The sequence below is a fragment of the Flavobacterium sp. ENC genome, from assembly GCF_020991415.1.
In the GTDB taxonomy this organism is placed as follows: Bacteria; Bacteroidota; Bacteroidia; order Flavobacteriales; family Flavobacteriaceae; genus Flavobacterium.
In genome coordinates this window covers 1,034,247-1,052,576 of the sequence record NZ_JAJMOY010000001.1, presented here as the reverse complement: position 1 = coordinate 1,052,576, position 18,330 = coordinate 1,034,247, and the positions used below count along the sequence as shown (strand labels likewise).

Below are 18,330 nucleotides of genomic sequence, written 5' to 3'. Positions count from 1 at the left end.
GTTTTTAAAGTAGCTCTCTTTCTAATAAACCAGTATAAATTTCGTAACTCTCCTCATCAAAACAAACAAATATTACTTTATCTATTTCTGAAATTTTATAGAAGTCTTTAACTGATTTTATGGCAATTTCAGCAGCTTTATCTTTTGGAAACCTATAAATTCCTGTGCTAATGCCCGGAAAAGCAATGGTTTTAATGTTGTTTTGTACCGCCAGTTCTAAACTATTTTGATAGCAAGCTTTAAGCAAATTATTTTTTTCTTCTTTATCGCCATTCCAAACTGGGCCAACAGTATGAATAACATATTTTGCAGGTAGATTGCCTGCTGTTGTGATGACTGCTTGTCCAACTTTACAACCTCCCTGCTTATTTCTAATCGCTATACAATCATCTAATATGGCTTTACCGCCTTTTCTGTGAATAGCACCATCAACCCCACCACCGCCTAACAAAGAAGTATTAGCCGCATTTACAATTGCATCTACACAAATTTCTGTTATATCGGCTTTTACAAGTTCTAAAATCATTTTTTAAATCTATTTAGCTTATCTCTTAGCTCGCTATTTTCAGATATAAAAGAACGATCTGTAAAATAAACATTAACGACTTGTATTCCATTCACTATATTGGCATTAAACTCGGCTAAATCTTCAGAAGGAATCCAGAGTTCATTATGATTTCTGTCCAACATTTTGAACTTCATATTTTTCTAAAAAGGCATTTTTAACTTCAAAAGCTGTAACAATTCCAATAAACCCGGAAAACTCATCAACGGTATTCCATTCTAAAGCAATTTGTTCAGCATATTCCTGATTTGTTACCGGATAAAAAATAGGTTGCCAATCTAATCTTGGAGGAAATAATTTGTAATCGGTCTCTGCAATTAGTTCCATTTCTTTCAATCCTACCGGACGATATAATTTTGTCGTTTCCATAATTAATTATTTCAATTCATCCCTAACTTCCATCAAAGCAAAGCCTAAAAGATTTAATCCCTTCCATTTTTCGGGATTAGGAGCATCTTTATGGTCAGCCGCCATTCCGATTCCCCAAATGGGGTCAACGGGACTGGCTTCGACCAGAATTCGTTCGTTGGTTTGGATAAGAAATTCTTTTAAAGCCCCATTCTGACTGAACTTGTAAAAATTCCCTTGTCGGACAATATCATATCTGTTTTCCAGCCAAACGGTATCTACATAGTTCTTAACCTCACGGCCTAGTTTTTTAGCTTCGGCCGGAGAATTTGCCTGGATTATTTTCTCGAAAATTACTTTGTCATTAAACAATTCCGCTTTCTTTGCCATCATCCAGTGTTCGGCTGTTTTATACGTTATATTGTCAACTACAAAAGAACTTAACCACCATTGACTGAAACAGGTTTTAGAAATACTTCCGTCTTTGTTCGGCTGGTGTCCCCAGAAAAAGAGGTATTTATTTACCGGACTTTCAGAGCTTAATGTGTCTCTACTATATTTCATATCAATTCACTTAGTTTCACAACCTCCATCTTTTCTCCGTCAAAATCTTTAAAAGAATTCGTTGTGAATATTTTTTCGAAGCAATCTAAAACTTCGAAACCTTTGTTGAAAATTCCGTGACTTACTGCCAGATATAATTTTCCTGCATTTTTATTTTTTAATTCTTCCGCTAAACCAACAAATGTTCCTCCTCCGTCACAAATATCGTCTACAATCAAACAATCGATGCCTTGCAAATCGTCCTCATAGACTTTAAAACCAGATAGTTTTCCGGTTTTTACATCGCGGCTTTTGCTGCATTCCACAACATCAACACCTCCTAAAAATTCAGAAACTTTGTAGATTTTTTTCAGAGCCCCTCCGTCCGGAGAAATTAATTTTACCTCGTTGCCAATCGTTTTTATAACGGTTTGAATAAAAGTATGATTCGGAATCACTTCGCAATTGTTCACCAATGCCGGTGTAACTTCAGAGTGCGCGTCAAAAACAAAAACTTTTTCCAGCTGCATGGCATTTATGATATCAGCATAAACTTTTACAGATAAAGGCTCGCCCTTGATCATTACCCTGTCCTGACGTGCCGCCGGAAAATACGGAATGAAAAGGCTAATAATTTTCACATCCATGCGTCTTAAAGCATCAACAGTCAGGCACAATAATCCTAAATCATTGAATGAATTTAAACGGTGTGTGATGGTTACGGCCTCCTTAGTATCAAAATCAGGATTAATTTTGATGTGCGGTTCTCCTCCGGAAAAAGTAAAATTTTTAAATTCTATTTCTTTCTGACCAGTAAGTGGTTTAAAATTGGGATCTAAATTTAGTATCATAGTTTTTTAGTTTGCGTTAATTATACGCAAATATACATTTAATATTTTATGAAGCAATTTATTTTGTGTAAAAATTACGCAAACATTTATTTTTTATTCTTTGAAGTATTCTTTAGCGACCTTTTGAGCAATTAGTTTTCGCTTTTCTTTCAAGGCTTGCTCTTCACTGTCAAAGGCTTTTACCATTTTTTGTCCTTTGGTTCCTACCCGACCGTACTGAACAATTATATTTTTGCCGTCAGCAGTAATTTCCCAAAACTTATTACTTCCGTTTGAGGTGTTAAGGTATCTTTCGAAATTACGATTCCCTTCAGATTCCCCTTCTACAGTATTATCCGGACTAACATCTTCAATTTCGATATGATTTTCTTCGATTACAACATCATCAAAAAAAGATTCATTTTTTAATGCTGCAGCAATCATTTTTAAAACTCTTGGTTTGTTTTCGATCCAGTCTTTCGAATAAATTTGACAAACCGTCCAGCCATTTGCAATCAGAATCTGAGGCCTTAAAAGATATTGTTCTAAAATATCATCATTGGCGTAATGCAAATCATCGTCGATCATAATTCCGAGCACGAATTCTTCGTCGTCGGCAGCTTTCTTGATTCCCAAGTGGCATTTAAATTTACTTTGCCCAATATTTTTTGTGGCAAAATAGCCGATTTTCTCTATTTCTTCCTGGATTTGATCTGCAATTAAACTTGATGTCTCCACTTTATTTTTACTGTTGATCGCATTCAAAACATTGTTTGCGGCTTCTAATTGTCCCAGACTAATCAACTCCGCATACTGAAGGTATTTCCTGAAATAATTTGCCCCTTCGTTGTATTCATTTTTGATATCTGTATATTTTATAGAACTCACCACACACATACTCCTCTTGGCTCGTGAGAAAATTACATTCAGTCGTTTTTCACCGCCACGTTTATTGATTGGCCCAAAATTCATCAACATTTTTCCTTGCGGATTGTATCCGTAACACGTACTCATAATAATAATGTCACGCTCGTCTCCTTGCACATTTTCGAGGTTTTTGACAAAAAGGCCAACAAACTGGTTGTTTTCAATTCGCTTGTACTCTTCTTCAATCAGGTTTTCGAAAACTTTATCTTCGATGCAAATATTTTCTATTGCGGTTTCAATTTCATTCTGCTGTTCCATTGAGAACGCTACGATTCCGACACTTTGCCCTTTGTTCTGTATTAAAAGTTCGCGCACCATATTGGCTATGTATTGTGCCTCCATGCTGTTAGAACGTGCATTATAAACACCTTTGTGAATGTAATGATAGGATATTGGTTTAGAGAACAAATGATCAAGATTGTTTTTTGCCTCCTTTACATCCTCAACAATGATCGCTTCACCAGTTTTGCTGTGATCTTTTAAATCCGGAATCGTCAGCAATTTACTGTCATAAAAGGATGCATTCGAGAAACCAATTAAGGCTTCGTGTTTGCTTCTGTAATGCCATCCCAGCATAATTGAGGGAAATTTACGGGCGCCCTGCGTCAGGAAACTATCGGCATCTAAAGAGAAATAATCATCTTCATCTGTCATTGCGTCATTCCATAAATCGTCCTGATTTCCGGATGCGCTTCCAAAGAAATTACTCGGCGGCATTTGCATCTCGTCGCCCACAATTATCGTTTGTTTAGCTCTGTAAATCGGCATAAGTCCTTCTTCGAGGGTAATCTGACTCGCTTCATCAAAAATTACTACATCAAAATAGTTTTCATCAACCGGTAAAGTGTCCGAAACGCTTAGCGGACTCATCAGCCAAACGGGTTTTATTTCACGAACGATTTGTCCGGAATCTGCAGAAGCCAATTCACGAATCGATTTAAACCGGATGCTTTTACTGAATTCATTTTCCAGAATTTTTCTGCCTTCGGTAATCGATCTTTTGCTTTCTTTTTCTGCTGCTGTCATTCCCGAAACGGACATTTCAGAAGTTAAAATCAACTCTTTCAGATTGCTGACTTGCTTTGCAATGATGTATTTTCCGTTTAATTCTAATAAATCGGCATACATTCTTTTTACTTTTTCAATGGAGGTATGCAGCAAATCCATGTTGAATTTTTTATGCGTATAATGAATCGCATAATATTTCTCCAAAGATCTTTCCGCCAAAGTAACCTGCAAATCTCCGAGCGGGATTTTCTTCGATTTTAACAATTGGATTACCGATGGATTTACATCCTGAATTTCTTCAAAGAAAGAGGCGTACAAATCAAAATACATCTTCTTTGTATTGATCGCTGCTATTGAATTTTCTATTGCGGATAAACTTAGATTCTCGTAATTTTCAATACTGTCACATAAAGAGGAACTTAGTTTTAAGAACAGGTTTTTAATTTCAGTAACTTCTTTTCGTTCCGCCGGATTCAGGTTTTTAGCAAAATCTAAAATGGTCCCGTCTAATTCTTTTTTAATAGTTTCGGTATGGTATTTTAATTCGAATAAATCACCGAGCCTGTATTTGCTTTCGAAATCACTTTTTAAAGTATTGAATTTTTCTTCCTGCTCAAATTGAGCCACGTAATTTTCCAAAACAACAACTAAACCTGGTTTTACTGTATGTTTATTGATGTCGTAAACGGCAAGAATTTCGCTTCGTGTTTTTTTATAATCCGAATTGATGAAATTAAAAAAGCTGTTTTCGTTTTTTCTGATGATTTCCAGAGCCGTTTTCGCATCCGTTTCTGATATCGCCCTGGTCCAGTACGGATACTGTTGGGCCGATTTTTCAATATCAGATCTCAGTTTCAATAACGTCTGAACATCTTTTTCAAGCAATCTGAAAAGAGCGCTGTCCGGCTCTAATAATTCAGATACACTATTATCGAAATAGATAAAAGTCGCTATTGCTTTGCGCAGCAATTTATGAATCTCAAAAAACGTATCAACTTTTGGCGAAATGGAAACAAAATCCAGTCGTTCTGAAATGTTTTCCAGTATCTCCTGGCTGTTTTCAAGATCTTTCCTTAAATCAGAGATATGTTTGTATTTTCGAAAGGCATCCATCCTTAAAAAACGGAACGGATGCACAGAAAAGAACTCCGATTGGTTGGTTTCCTGATTTATGGCAAATAATTTTTCGAATAATTCGTGATGTTTGCTCCAGTCCTGAAGTCCGGCGTTATCATCCAGCATATTCAGATTATCCAGTAACGCTTTATGCGGATTAGAAACCAAAACATCAAAAAGTGATTTGATCGTCAGGTCCGTTTCATTGTCGATCCTGGCATTCATAAAATCATGAAAAACCGTGACTTTATGGATTTCAGCATCAATCTTCTGAACTAACTTATCTCTATTAGTTGCTACCGCGTGAAAATTATTTTTAGATGCCGTAAAATCGTTAAAAGTCTGTTTCAGATCCAGAATAAATTCTTTTTTATCGGCCTGTGAATCATGAATTAAACAGCATAAATCATCCAGTCCCTGATTTTTAAGGCGGTAAAAAACCACGTCTAAGGCCGCGCGCTTCTCACAGACAAACAAAACCTTTTTATCATTTGCCACATAATTGGCAATTAAATTGGCGATGGTTTGTGACTTCCCTGTTCCCGGGGGCCCTTGTATAATATAACTTTCGCCCGATTCGGAATATTTTACGGCGTTGTTTTGTGTAGGATCGCTCGCTACAACATTAAATGTTTTGGTAAAACTATTGCCGGATTCCAGTTCATTTTTAAACTCTTTTTGTGCCAGTGAATTGAACAAATTCCCGAAAACATTACTTTCAACATTGTTTTCAATAACCTGATTGTAATCGCGAACCAAAGACATTTTTTTATAATTAAAATTGCCTAAGATTAGATTGCAGGTATCAAATTCCCAACGGAAAGGATTTACGTCACCTTCATCAAGCTGGTAAAATTCTCTTTCTATGGTTTTGGTTTCATTGAAAAAATGCGGGTTCTGTTTTATATCGCTGTTGATCAGGTATTCTAAAGAGGAAGCCTGTGTAAAAACATAATTTCGGAACAATTCCAGACCATACGGCTGAAAATTTTCGGGCTTATAAGAATAACTCAGATTTTTTTGATCCTGAATGGCTTCCTTCTTTTTGGAGCGCTTATTAAACTGTGTCAGAATTTGTCTGGCCTGCGAATGAATCAGTTTTATTTTGGGTTTGGCGATATAATCCAAAACAATTCCCGAACTGTTTTTCTCCACTTGTATGCGCAATAATTCATAAACTTCCTCGATTTTGGTTTCCGAAAGCTGAATGCGTTCCGGTAATCGAATGTCATATAAATCTTTTAGCATATTAGCCAAAACAGGATTTATTTCCACTTCAGAATCGAGAAATTCTAAGGAATAATCATCTTTCACCCCTTTTTTCTTCGTCAGCGTCACGGATGCCAGAAGCAAAGGTGAAACTATTTTTTCTGTACTTTCTTCTTTGGTATTAAACCAGTTCAGGTTACACAAAACGAGTTTTAACTGGCTAAAGCCGTATTCGTTAATGTCCTTATTCGCTTCTAAACGAATTTTATCGAGCGTGGGAACGATATAGGTATTGTCCTGAAATTCTAAATATTTGTTGAGTGAAATCGTACTGGTATTGCTGATTTTTTTTGAAATCTCCGCATTCCAGTAAAAAATAGCATCCGGATTTATATTTTCATAATTCAATGCCTGCGGAACCGAAGAAACGGTCAGGTTCAGGAATTTTAAATTCGGCTGAAAATATAAAAGCCGGTTTCGCTTACTATTATCAAATAGCCGGTTTCGAAGTTTTTCGTGAATGAATTGGTTTTTATTCTGAACTTTCGCATCAATTAAACTTGATAAATCATACTCGGTTTCCGGATTGTAATCCCGGTAATTTTGAAGTTTTTCGACTATTTCATTTAAATCTTTCCAGCGATTCTCGCGATTCAGTTCTGTCATTCCCAAAATAATATTGGCAATCGCAGGATTTATTTTGCTGTTCAGGAAATACATTTTCCTGCGATATTCTACAAAACGCTTCACGTCTTCGATATCCGTAAAATCAAATTGCAATGCGATACTGGCCAGAATCATTCCCAGAACAAAAATATCTGTCACCGGATCGTGATGGCCGAATTCAAATTCGAAACAGCTGTAATCTTTTATATAAGCAGGTTTCTTTAGATTCTCAGCATCCTCTTCAGAAACACTTTTATCGCCATATTCTCTTTTTACGCCTTCCCCGATTTCGGTGGTTGTAAAATGTTCGCCAGAAATTTCAAACGCTTTACTTTTACTTTTAAAAAACGCCGCAATTGCTTTCGAATTATCTTTTATGTCGAAAGCATTGTCCGTAATATGGAAATGCTGATTTTCGATATAAATAGTCGAAATATTCTGCAGTGACACGACTTTTCCCTGGTTATGAATAGCGGCGACCGTTTTCAGCAAAGGCATTATTATCGCAATAATATCATCGTTGGCAAAAGTTCCCCGCTGGAAATTTTCGGTGATAAATTGATAAAAAGCGGATTCCTTAATGGGTGTAATCATCTTAATAAGTATTTTCCTGGTCTGATTCTAAAATAGTATTTAAAGTCTTCCTGCAGTTTTCAGCGAATGATTTATAGTTTTTCTCCGTAAGGTTCAATTCCTTTTTCAGAATCGTTTTCATTTCTTCCTGCAGGCTTAATTGTTCGGCAATATCCAGAATATGCCCGATAAATGCTTCTTTCAAATCAGGATCGCATAAGGCAAAGTCGAGCATTACATAGGTATAATATTCTTTTAAGTTTTTCCTGCTGTTTTCTATTTTCAGTTTGAAAACAGCATCAATAAAAGCGTCGGTTCTTATCGCTGAATTCGTAAAATATTGCTTGTAAAGTGCATGGCAATATTCAGATTGGGCCCATTTTGGTTTCAGAATAATGGAGATTAATTCTTTTGTAGTATCAAAAACCAGTTTTTTATTAAATAAATTCAGTTGATGCAAATCGGTTTTTCCCGAAATAATTTTTTCTGTTTTCGAATAGTAACCGGAATTGTCTTTTTCGAAAATTTCCAGAGCTTTCGCGCGAATAAAATTCTCCGGATGCGTTTCTCCATTAGATCCTTTTTCTATTCGTTCGAGAATTTCGTTGGCTTGTTTAAGATAACTTTCTGCCGAAACTTTTTCTAGACCGGTATTTAATTTTACTAAGGTCTGAATCGTAGTTTCCAGACTTCCGCTGACTTTCAAAGCGCCCAGATCACAAAATAATTCGGTATAAAGCTGGTACAGTCTTGCGGTTTCATAATAAAACAATTCGCTGTTGCTGTCACTGGCAATGGTATTGATAATTCTGTTGGTAATTTCAAAATCACCATTTTCCAGACTAAACAATACAATGTGAGACAGTTCATGTCCGAACAAAACCAGCAATTCTTCTTCGTTAAGCAGTTTTAAAATCGTTCCTGATAAAATAATATGCGCTTCGTTTTCAAAAAAAACAACTCCGGCATTATTTCCATCCATACTTTGCGATTGATAAATGGTAATCGGAACAATGATTCCTAATTTATCTTTTGCAACATTCAGGATTTCATACACTTTAGGTTCTGTATCGGGATCTATTCTGTAGGAATTTTTTAATAAATCCGTTTTAAAGGCTTCTTGCTGTTCTGCTTTGATCTTTTCCTCAGAAAACCAGGACCAGGTTTTGTCCTGCTTTTTAAAGTAATCCCTTAAATCGGAATGGAATGGAAATGGTTTAATCATTATAATGTAGTTTAAGCAAATTTTATTTCGAAATGAAAACCTCTTTCTATTAAATCATTATATTTTAATTTATTAAACTTAAATAATTTTGCCGGTCTTCCGGTTTTTACTGCCGAAAAAATTTCCGTTTCTTCTATAAAACCATAACTAAGGATCTTTTTCCTGAAATTTCTTCTGTCAATTTCCTTTTCCAAAATGGTACAATACAAATTTTCAAGTTCCGAAAACAGAAATTCTTTTGGCAGTAAATCAAAACCAATAGGTTCGTAAGTAAGTTTAGCTTTTAATCGTTCGACTGCTTTCTTTAAGATCAAATTATGGTCAAAAGCCAAAGAAGGAACTTCATCTATTTTAAACCATTGTACTTTTTCGGCATCGGTATCCGCCTTAATTTCCAGATTTGAAGCATCAACAAGTGCATAATACGCTACTGAAATTACACGATTTCTGGAATCTCTTTTAATATCATCCCCGAAAGTGTAAAGCTGTTCCATGAAATTCAGCTGTACATTGGTTTCTTCACGCAATTCTCGTATAACAGCATCGCTTAAAGATTCTTCCGGTTTCACCAACCCTCCCGGTAGAGCCCAGTATTTTTCGGCTGAACCAAATTTCTGTTCGATTAAAAGTACATACAAATTGTTGTTTTTATATCCAAAAACAATGGCGTCAACAGCAATTCGAATATTTTGAAAATTTTCCATAATTAAAAAATCATATCTCACAAATATAACGAATGAGAGTCAATTTCATTATTTATGCCTGTGCAATAAATCACGAAATTGACTCTCTTGTATATTTTCTTTTTCTAACTGTTTACTAGTCTATCGTCACCGTTCTCTTTAGAGTGGAAGTACATTCTGAAGCGTCTTTCTTAATGGTAACATCCGCTTTAGCCTCATAAGTTCCCGCCTTAGTATACAAATGGGTAACAACCGTACCCGCTCCGGTGGTTCCGTCACCAAAGTTCCATTTTACTTCCGCTAAAGTTCCTGTCCCGGTGTATTCAACGGAATAATTCATGAGCTTTGGAAAATTGGCATCCGTCGAATTATGTAATTTAATATAAATTGATGCGGCCAGGCAATCAAATATTGCCTCATCCTCATGTTTACTACAGGAATTAATCACGAAAAATACGAGCATACCCATTAAAATCATTGTAAGCTTTTTCATCATTGGGAAGTTTAGTTTGTTGGTCAAAATTATCCTTTTCAAGGATAAACTCAAAACAAAAAAGAAGAATTTTCATATATTTTAAAAGATAACCGAACAGTACCGCATACCCTGATTTCAACTTAAAGCCTGTTACCAAAAAACAATTTTAATTCTTTGGAAATACTATCAAAAAAGGAATTTACATTGTTGTTTTTAGCCGTCAGTACATACACGAATTCCTCGGGCACATGAAAACTATTCCATAACAGCTGCAGCTTATTTTCCTTAATATATCTTCTTGCATTGCAATTCCAGGTTATTGCAACTCCCGAGTTTCTGGACAGCATTTCAAGCATTTCAGATTCTGACGGAATAATGTAATTAGGAACCATAGACGGCCTCTTTTTATTAAAAGCATGTAACCAGAATAATTTTATATGCGAAATTCTCGCGTCATGGCAATACCATTTTTGTTCATTAAGCCATTGTTCGGTTGCCGTGTAATTATCTGTTTTTAAGATCTGACGGAATTTTTCCGCATCTAAATTTAGTGGTGCCACCATAACCAGTTTAATTTTTCCGACGATTTCATAAATTGTATCAAAGGTTTCAAATTGCTTGGTTACGATTGCAAAATCCAGTTTTTTAGCATCGACTAAGGAGAAAAGAGTATCATTATCTCCAAATGTAAAATCTATAAAATCAAATTTTGAAATTAAAGTACTTCCCACGCTATTGAACAAATCTTTTGAAACTCCGACAGAAATTAAGCGAACGGAATCCTGGGCTTTCGCCCTAAAAGTAGTTTCTACATTTTCCAGACGATCAAGTGCATCAATAATTAAATTATTGAGTAACTTACCATACTCGGTAGCTTCTACTCCTTTCGACTTTCGATTAAATAATTTATTACCCACGTGAGCTTCCAGCATTGAAATCTGCTGACTTACAGCAGGCTGGCTCATAAACAATTCTTTGGCGGCAATAGAAAAATTGCCGTTTTTATAAACCGACTTAAAGGTTCTGTACCATTCGAGATTTACCATGATATAAATAAATTTATAACAAACATAGTTTATTTTATTTTTACTGATATCACTATTACCGTAAATTTGTATAAAAATTAAACAATATGAAAAAAATAGCATTACTCGTAACTATAGTATTCACAGCCGTTAGCTTTTCTGCTACCGCTCAAAAATCAAATAAAAAAGGTATGAAAAAAGTATTATTTGTTGTGACCAGTAATGATAAACTGGGCAATACAGGAGAAAAAACAGGATTCTGGTCAGAAGAATTTGCCGCACCTTATTATGAATTACTAGACAAGGGGATCGAAATCACCATTGCATCACCACTGGGAGGCCAGCCGCCAATTGATCCTAAAAGTGCCGATCCATCTTCTGCAACCGAAGACACCAAACGTTTTGATGCCGATAAAGCATTACAGGAAAAACTAAAAAACACGCATAAACTTTCTACTATCAACCAGAAAGATTATGATGCGGTATTCTATCCGGGAGGTCACGGACCACTTTGGGATTTAGTAGAAGACAAAAGTTCAATTGCACTAATCGAATCTTTTTACACGCACAATAAACCGGTTGCTTTTGTTTGTCACGCTCCTGCAGTTTTGAAAAACGTAAAAGTAAAAGGCGAATATTTAGTGAAAGGTAAAAAAGTAACCGGATTTACGAATACAGAAGAAGAAGCGGTTGGTTTAACAAAAGTAGTTCCCTTTTTACTGGAAGATGCTTTAACACAAAATGGCGGTAAGTTCTCAAAAGGGGAAAACTGGCAGCCTTATGCAGTTGAAGACGGCCTTTTAATTACAGGACAAAATCCGGCTTCGTCTAAATTAGTAGCAGGTAAATTATTGGAGCAATTAAATAAATAAGGGACTAAGATTTGGTATCTTTTAAAAACTTAGAGACTTAGTGCCTCAGAACCTTAGCACCTAAAAACAAAAACATGATACTGAGATTCTTAGACTTAAGTTTGAAAAAAAACTTAGTACCTCAGAACCTTAGCATCTTAGAAACTATAAAAAAATTATGCTAAACTTTGAATTATACAATCCGACGAATTTAATCTTCGGAAAAGGACAAATTGAAAAACTTTCGACTTTAGTTCCAAAAGATGCCAAAATATTATTGGCTTATGGCGGTGGAAGTATCTTTAAAAACGGAATTCACGAACAGGTAATCCAAAATTTAAAAGGTTTTGAAATCGTGGAATTTGGGGGAATTGAACCCAATCCGCATTTTGAAACGCTGATGAAAGCGGTTGAAGTTATCAAGGCCGAAAAAATCGATTTTATTCTGGCTGTTGGCGGCGGCTCTGTTATTGATGGTGTGAAATTTATTTCGGCGGCTGTTAACTTTGAAGGAAATCCGATTGATATCCTGCAAAAACGTCTTCTGATTAAAGAAAATGCAGTGCCATTTGGAACTATTTTGACATTGCCTGCCACGGGAAGCGAAATGAATTCCGGATATGTAGTAACAATTAAAGCAACTCAGGAAAAATTAGCTTCTGGCGGAAGTGCTTTATTTCCAAAATTCTCTATTTGTGATCCAACGGTTATTGAATCTTTGCCAAAAAGACAAATTCAAAACGGTGTTGTTGACGCTTATACACACGTTATGGAGCAATACTTAACCTATCCGCACGAAGGTTATCTGCAAGACAGGATTGCCGAAGGAATTTTACAGACTTTGATTGAAGTTGGTCCAAAGGTCGTTGAAAACCCAACAGATTACGCTTTGGCTTCGAACTTTATGTGGAGCTGTACAATGGCCTTAAACGGATTGATTCAAAAAGGAGTTCCTTCCGACTGGGCGACACATATGATTGGTCATGAATTAACCGCTTTGTACGGTATCGATCATGCCAGAACCCTGGCAATTGTAGGTCCAAGCTTATACCATGTGATGTTCGACACCAAAAAAGAAAAATTAGCACAATACGGAAGACGTATCTTCAACTTAACCGGTACTGATGACGAAGTAGCGAAAGAAGCGATTAATCAAACGGTAGCTTTCTTCCACATGATGGGAATGGATACCAAATTATCGCAGTACACCAACGACTACGATAAAACCGCTGATTTCATTGTAAACCGTTTTGAAGAAAGAGGCTGGAAAGGTCTGGGAGAAAAACAATTGGTTACTTTAGACAAAGTAAAAGCTATTGTGGAGATGAGTTATTAGTTAGTTTTCAGTTCCAGTGTTCAGTCTCAGTTGAAACCAGACTGAAAACTGTAACTTGAATACTGCGACTGTAAACTGAGTAGTGCGACTTAAAGATAAAGTACAAAAAAGGCGTTCTTAATTTATTTAGGAACGCCTTTTAAAATACTAAAACAAAACTAACTAACTCAATTTTTGCTAAACTCATTAAAATTCTAATTTATAATTACTTACAACGCGGGGATTACAAAATTATTGTGTACTTGTTAAAATATTTTTCCTCTTATCCGAAAGTACCTGAAAACCATTGAAATGACAGGCTGTATTTAAATTTCTTAAATCAGTTTTTGTATTATTACTACATTATTAAGTACTTTTGTTTTAAATTATTAAAATAATGAGCGAAAAATTAAAATTTGCAGTAATTGGAGGAGGAAGTTGGGCGACGGCGATTGCAAAAATGCTTTGCGTAAATCTTTCCGAAATTGCCTGGTACATGCGCAACGATGCTGCCATAGAACACATTGAAAAATACAAACACAATCCAAATTATTTAAGTTCGGTGGAATTTGACACCACAAAACTTAAACTGACCAATAATATAAATGAAGCTGTTGCATATGCAGATTATGTAATTTTTGCTATTCCTTCTGCTTTCCTGGATGCTGAACTTAAAAATTTAACGGTTTCTTTAACCGATAAAATTATTTTCTCTGCTATTAAAGGTATTGTTCCGGAAACCAGTTTAATTGTTGGTGAACATTTCCACATTCAATACGACATTCCCTATTATAACATTGGTGTAATTACAGGTCCTTGTCACGCAGAAGAAGTGGCATTAGAAAGACTTTCCTACCTGACCATTGCCTGTGGTGATCCCGATAAAGCCAGTATTGTTGCCAAATCACTTTCCGGAAACTACATTAAAGCAAAAATTTCAGATGATATTATCGGTACCGAATATGCTGCCATGCTTAAAAACATTTACGCTATCGCTGCCGGAATTGCACATGGCTTAGGTTATGGAGATAATTTTCAGTCAGTTATGATGAGTAACGGAATTCGCGAAATGAAGAAATTCATCAGAAAAGTACATAAAATGAAGCGTAACATCAATGATTCCGCTTATTTAGGCGATTTATTGGTTACGGGATACTCTGTATTTTCAAGAAATAGAATGTTCGGAAACATGATCGGAAAAGGATACACCGTAAAAAGCGCGATGATGGAGATGAGCATGGTTGCCGAAGGGTATTACGCAACCAAAAGTGCCTATAAACTAAATCAGGGTTATGGTGCGAAAACGCCAATTATCGACGCCGTTTACAGCATTTTATATGAGGGTAAAGATGCTAAATCGGTTTTTAAGAAACTTACTGAGTCTTTGGATTAAATTTTTAAGAATATAGAACATAGAGTATAGAATAAAGATTCTTATCTCTGAACATAAAAAAAGAGTCAGGACTTATTAATTTCGTCTTGACTCTTTCTTTTTTTATCTATTTCTAAAGTCTATTTTCTTTATTCTATACGCTGAACATAAAAAAGAGTCAGGACTTATTAATTTCGTCTTGACTCTTTATTCTTTTATCTATTTTCTAAAGTCTATTTTCTAAAGTCTATTTTCTTTATTCTATACTCTATTTTCTCTACTTCACCATCACCCCATCCACAAACAAAATCGGCACTTCTTCCGTATTGTTTTCGCTGATTAAATTAGATTTGAAAATGAATTTCTTGTCGTATAACGTATTTCCGATAAAGAAAGTCACCATAAATTCGTTGTTTAGCACCAGCAGGCTTTTTTCAATCATTTCGATTTTTACCACAGAAACAGCAGGAACTTCCACAAAAGCATGGCGTAAAACAGACGTTTTTTTCATTTCGCCGTCTATTGTACCAAATGCTTTGGAAACGACCATTACACTGTCTAAATTAAAGTCACTGTCGTTTACCAGATAAGCGTACCATACTTTCTCCATAAAATCGTCACTCCATTCCTGAACGGCAGCAAGAAAAACGTTTTCTACTTCCGGGATCGTTATATCTTTTTTCATTTTTATTAAAAGCTTTAAAACCTTTGTCAAAGTCTAAACTTCAACAAAGGTTTATTGTATTATAATTAATAATGATTAACAATTTTAGATCTTTCCAGAGTAATCTGAAATCTAAAATCTTCAATCTAAAATTATATATTCGATTTAAACTGCTCTAAGAAACGAACGTCATTTTCGTAAAACATACGGATATCACCAATTTGATACAGTAACATAGCAATACGTTCTACTCCCATTCCAAACGCAAAACCGTTGTATTCATCAGGATTGATGTCGCAGTTTTTAAGAACATTAGGATCTACCATTCCGCATCCTCCAATTTCAAGCCAGCCTGTTCCTTTTGTGATACGATAATCGGTTTCGGTTTTCAGACCCCAGTAAATATCAATTTCAGCACTTGGTTCTGTAAACGGGAAATAAGACGGACGCAAACGGATTTTTGATTTTCCGAACATCTCTTTCGTAAAATAAAGCAACGTCTGCTTCAAATCTGCAAACGAAACGTCTTTATCAATATACAATCCTTCTACCTGATGGAAAATACAGTGTGAACGTGACGAAATCGCTTCGTTACGAAAAACACGTCCCGGAGAAATCGTACGGATTGGCGGTTTGTGATTTTCCATATAGCGTACCTGAACAGAGGATGTATGCGTACGCAACAACACGTCAGGATTGGTCTGAATGAAAAACGTATCCTGCATATCACGTGCCGGATGGTATTCCGGTAAGTTTAATGCGGTAAAATTGTGCCAGTCGTCTTCGATTTCCGGTCCTTCGGAAACATTGAATCCTATGTTGGCGAAAATATCAATAATTTGGTTTTTAACAATCGAAATAGGATGACGTGAACCAATAATTACCGGTTCAGCCGCACGTGTTAAATCACCAAAAACCCCTTTGGATTCTTCTTTACTTTCTAATGCTTCAACAATTACTTTTACTTTCTCTTCAGCAGTTGTTTTCAGTGCATTTATAACTTGTCCGAATTCTTTCTTCTGATCATTTGGCACGTTTTTAAATTCGGCAAAAAAGTCATTCAAAACGCCTTTTTTTCCTAAGAATTTAATACGGAATGCTTCCAGCTCTGCAGCATTTTCTGTTGAAAAAGCTTCTGCTTCGCCAATATAGTCTTTTATCTTATCTATCATTTTCATTCAATAATTGAGAATACAAATTTACATAATTTGTTTCAAGTTTAAAGTCTAAAGTTCAAAGTTTCCTTTGCAAGCCATGATATTCATTCATAACTATTTTATCAGACTTATTTTGCTTTCTGTTTCCTGCACTTTTTTGAGCCAAAAATCTATTCCATCCTGATTCTTAAAATCAATATTTTTAAGATTGTTTTCTTTTAAAGCAGGAAGTTCAGTATTCAGTATTCAGTCGCAGTTTACAGTACGGTGTAAACTGCGACTGAAAACTGCGACTAATTTTCACTCAATAACTTCTCTTTCTAAAAAATAATTCACAATCGCTTCTTTCATTAAAACCGATTGTTCCCCTGCTTTTAGTGGTGGTAATTCTTCTTTTACCCGGTAATGTGGCCAGCCGTCTTCATCGAAATATTCGAATTCGTAAAATCCGTATGGTTCCAGTAATCGGCAGATGGCAATGTGCATCAGGTTTAATTTTTCGTCTTTTTTGTATTCACGGTGTACCTTACCGTATTCCTGAACTCCGATTAGGTAAATAATCGCATCCAAATCAAGGTCTTCGCCTTGTGAGAATTGATTTGAAAGTATATCGACGAGCTTTTCCCAGCGCTCTTTTAGTTGTGTATCTCTTGACATTATAATTTGTGATTTTAGATTTTAGATTTTAGATTGGGCAATGATTTAATGATTATTTAAATCTAAATCAACAATCTGAACCCTAAAATTATTAGTGCAAAGATAGGAACTTCAATCCAAAGACCTAGAATTAACTGCTTCTGGTATTGTATTGAATAAATTACCGCTGATTTAACGGGTTTAACGGATTAACACCGATTATTTTTTGTTTGTGTATTCTTTTAAATTAAAACGAATAAAAAACCAAACCTCTGAACCTTTGTATCTATGAACCTTTGCCCCTTAAAAACTAGATATTTCTTTTATATTTGCGCCTCAGTAAAACAACAGAAATATGAGTTTTTTAGATATTATTTTAGGAGCCCTTTTAGCTTTTAGCTTGTACAAAGGGATTAAAAATGGGCTTTTTGTCGAAATCGCTTCTTTTGTTTCTTTGCTGCTGGGCATTTATTTAGCGATAAAATTCTCTTCTTTCATGAAGGACCTGATCGCAAAACATGTCAGCTGGAATCCGACTAACATTCAGATTACCGCTTTTATCCTGACTTTTATCCTGGTTGTGATTGCGGTCTATTTACTGGCTAAATTCCTAACCGGAATTGCTGATTTTGCAATGCTGGGCTGGCTGAACAAATTAGGCGGTGGGTTTTTCAGGGTTTTGAGGACCATCCTGATTCTGAGTATCGTAATTGCCCTTTTTGAAAAAATAAACTTCGACAATACGTTCGCCAAAAAGGAAACGCTCGATAAATCTGTTTTTTATAATCCGATTAAAAAAGTAGCGGCTTTCGTTTACCCTTCTATTGAAAAATGGTACGAGGCTTTTAAAGAAAGTCAAAAGAAAAACGATAAAGAAAAAGAAACTGAAGCTTCTCCGAAAGAATAACATCCTTAACGATTAAACCCGACAGGTTTTAAAAACCTGTCGGGTTTAATTTTTTGTCAGGCTGAGCGAATTCGACACCCTTCCCAATAAACAAGCCTTCGACTCCGCTCAGGGTGACATTCGTTTTCAAAAGTAGTAGTTATCGGTTATTTCTTAAAGCCGACAGGTTTTAAAAAACTGTCGGCTTTAATTTTTTTTGTCCGGCTGAGCGAAGTCGAAGCCCTTCCCAATAAAC

The 18,330-nt window shown here is 35.6% G+C and carries 16 protein-coding genes; 4 read left to right on the top strand and 12 right to left on the bottom strand.

Going from position 1 to position 18,330, the window contains the following annotated elements:
* Nucleotides 1-4 precede the first annotated feature (4 nt).
* From LPB89_RS04300 to LPB89_RS04260, 9 genes are all read right to left on the bottom strand, one after another.
* Nucleotides 5-526, bottom strand: coding sequence for an O-acetyl-ADP-ribose deacetylase (locus LPB89_RS04300; protein WP_230700418.1), 522 nt, complete (start codon nucleotides 524-526; stop codon nucleotides 5-7).
* Nucleotides 527-670: 144 nt separating this feature from the next.
* Complete coding sequence (locus LPB89_RS04295; protein ID WP_230700417.1) at nucleotides 671-934, bottom strand: ADP-ribosylation/crystallin J1; 264 nt, start codon at nucleotides 932-934, stop codon at nucleotides 671-673.
* A 6-nt stretch (nucleotides 935-940) separates the two neighbouring features.
* Nucleotides 941-1,477, bottom strand: a complete 537-nt coding sequence (locus LPB89_RS04290) for an NADAR family protein (RefSeq protein WP_230700416.1) — start codon at nucleotides 1,475-1,477, stop codon at nucleotides 941-943.
* Nucleotides 1,474-2,307, bottom strand: coding sequence for a ribose-phosphate diphosphokinase (gene prs / locus LPB89_RS04285; RefSeq protein WP_230700415.1), 834 nt, complete (start codon nucleotides 2,305-2,307; stop codon nucleotides 1,474-1,476). Before prs ends, LPB89_RS04290 begins: the two co-directional genes overlap by 4 nt.
* A gap of 93 nt (nucleotides 2,308-2,400) precedes the next feature.
* Nucleotides 2,401-7,806 carry an AAA domain-containing protein gene (locus LPB89_RS04280; RefSeq protein ID WP_230700414.1) on the bottom strand — a complete coding sequence of 1,802 codons (5,406 nt, stop codon included), beginning with the start codon at nucleotides 7,804-7,806 and terminating at the stop codon, nucleotides 2,401-2,403.
* Between the two features lies 1 nt (nucleotide 7,807).
* Nucleotides 7,808-9,010, bottom strand: a complete 1,203-nt coding sequence (locus LPB89_RS04275; RefSeq protein WP_230700413.1) for a M48 family metalloprotease — start codon at nucleotides 9,008-9,010, stop codon at nucleotides 7,808-7,810.
* Nucleotides 9,011-9,021: 11 nt separating this feature from the next.
* Nucleotides 9,022-9,714 (bottom strand): NUDIX domain-containing protein, encoded by a 693-nt coding sequence (locus LPB89_RS04270; protein ID WP_230700412.1) that lies wholly within the window; start codon nucleotides 9,712-9,714, stop codon nucleotides 9,022-9,024.
* A 115-nt stretch (nucleotides 9,715-9,829) separates the two neighbouring features.
* Nucleotides 9,830-10,186 (bottom strand): PKD domain-containing protein, encoded by a 357-nt coding sequence (locus LPB89_RS04265; RefSeq protein WP_230700411.1) that lies wholly within the window; start codon nucleotides 10,184-10,186, stop codon nucleotides 9,830-9,832.
* Nucleotides 10,187-10,308: 122 nt separating this feature from the next.
* Nucleotides 10,309-11,214 carry a LysR family transcriptional regulator gene (locus LPB89_RS04260; protein WP_230700410.1) on the bottom strand — a complete coding sequence of 302 codons (906 nt, stop codon included), beginning with the start codon at nucleotides 11,212-11,214 and terminating at the stop codon, nucleotides 10,309-10,311.
* Between the two features lie 86 nt (nucleotides 11,215-11,300).
* Here LPB89_RS04260 and LPB89_RS04255 point away from each other — a divergent pair, with 86 nt between their 5' ends.
* From LPB89_RS04255 to LPB89_RS04245, 3 genes are all read left to right on the top strand, one after another.
* Nucleotides 11,301-12,065: a type 1 glutamine amidotransferase domain-containing protein gene (locus LPB89_RS04255; RefSeq protein WP_230700409.1), complete on the top strand. Its 765-nt coding sequence runs from the start codon at nucleotides 11,301-11,303 to the stop codon at nucleotides 12,063-12,065.
* A gap of 157 nt (nucleotides 12,066-12,222) precedes the next feature.
* On the top strand, nucleotides 12,223-13,380 hold the full coding sequence (locus LPB89_RS04250) for an iron-containing alcohol dehydrogenase (RefSeq protein ID WP_230700408.1): 1,158 nt from the start codon (nucleotides 12,223-12,225) through the stop codon (nucleotides 13,378-13,380).
* A gap of 376 nt (nucleotides 13,381-13,756) precedes the next feature.
* Nucleotides 13,757-14,752, top strand: a complete 996-nt coding sequence (locus LPB89_RS04245; RefSeq protein ID WP_230700407.1) for an NAD(P)H-dependent glycerol-3-phosphate dehydrogenase — start codon at nucleotides 13,757-13,759, stop codon at nucleotides 14,750-14,752.
* Nucleotides 14,753-15,008: 256 nt separating this feature from the next.
* Here the strand turns inward: LPB89_RS04245 and LPB89_RS04240 are convergent, their stop codons facing one another.
* From LPB89_RS04240 to LPB89_RS04230, 3 genes are all read right to left on the bottom strand, one after another.
* The gene (locus LPB89_RS04240) at nucleotides 15,009-15,416 is read right to left on the bottom strand and encodes a hypothetical protein (protein WP_230700406.1); all 408 of its coding nucleotides are present in this window, start codon (nucleotides 15,414-15,416) and stop codon (nucleotides 15,009-15,011) included.
* 131 nt (nucleotides 15,417-15,547) lie between these two features.
* Entirely contained in the window at nucleotides 15,548-16,567 is a 1,020-nt protein-coding gene (gene pheS / locus LPB89_RS04235; protein ID WP_230700405.1) for a phenylalanine--tRNA ligase subunit alpha, read from the bottom strand.
* Nucleotides 16,568-16,852: 285 nt separating this feature from the next.
* A complete protein-coding gene (locus LPB89_RS04230) occupies nucleotides 16,853-17,209 on the bottom strand; it encodes a hypothetical protein (protein WP_127339003.1) in 357 nt (118 codons plus the stop codon).
* Nucleotides 17,210-17,543: 334 nt separating this feature from the next.
* On the opposite strand from LPB89_RS04230, the gene LPB89_RS04225 reads away from it, so the two are divergent.
* Entirely contained in the window at nucleotides 17,544-18,095 is a 552-nt protein-coding gene (locus LPB89_RS04225) for a CvpA family protein (RefSeq protein ID WP_230700404.1), read from the top strand.
* Nucleotides 18,096-18,330: the final 235 nt, after the last annotated feature.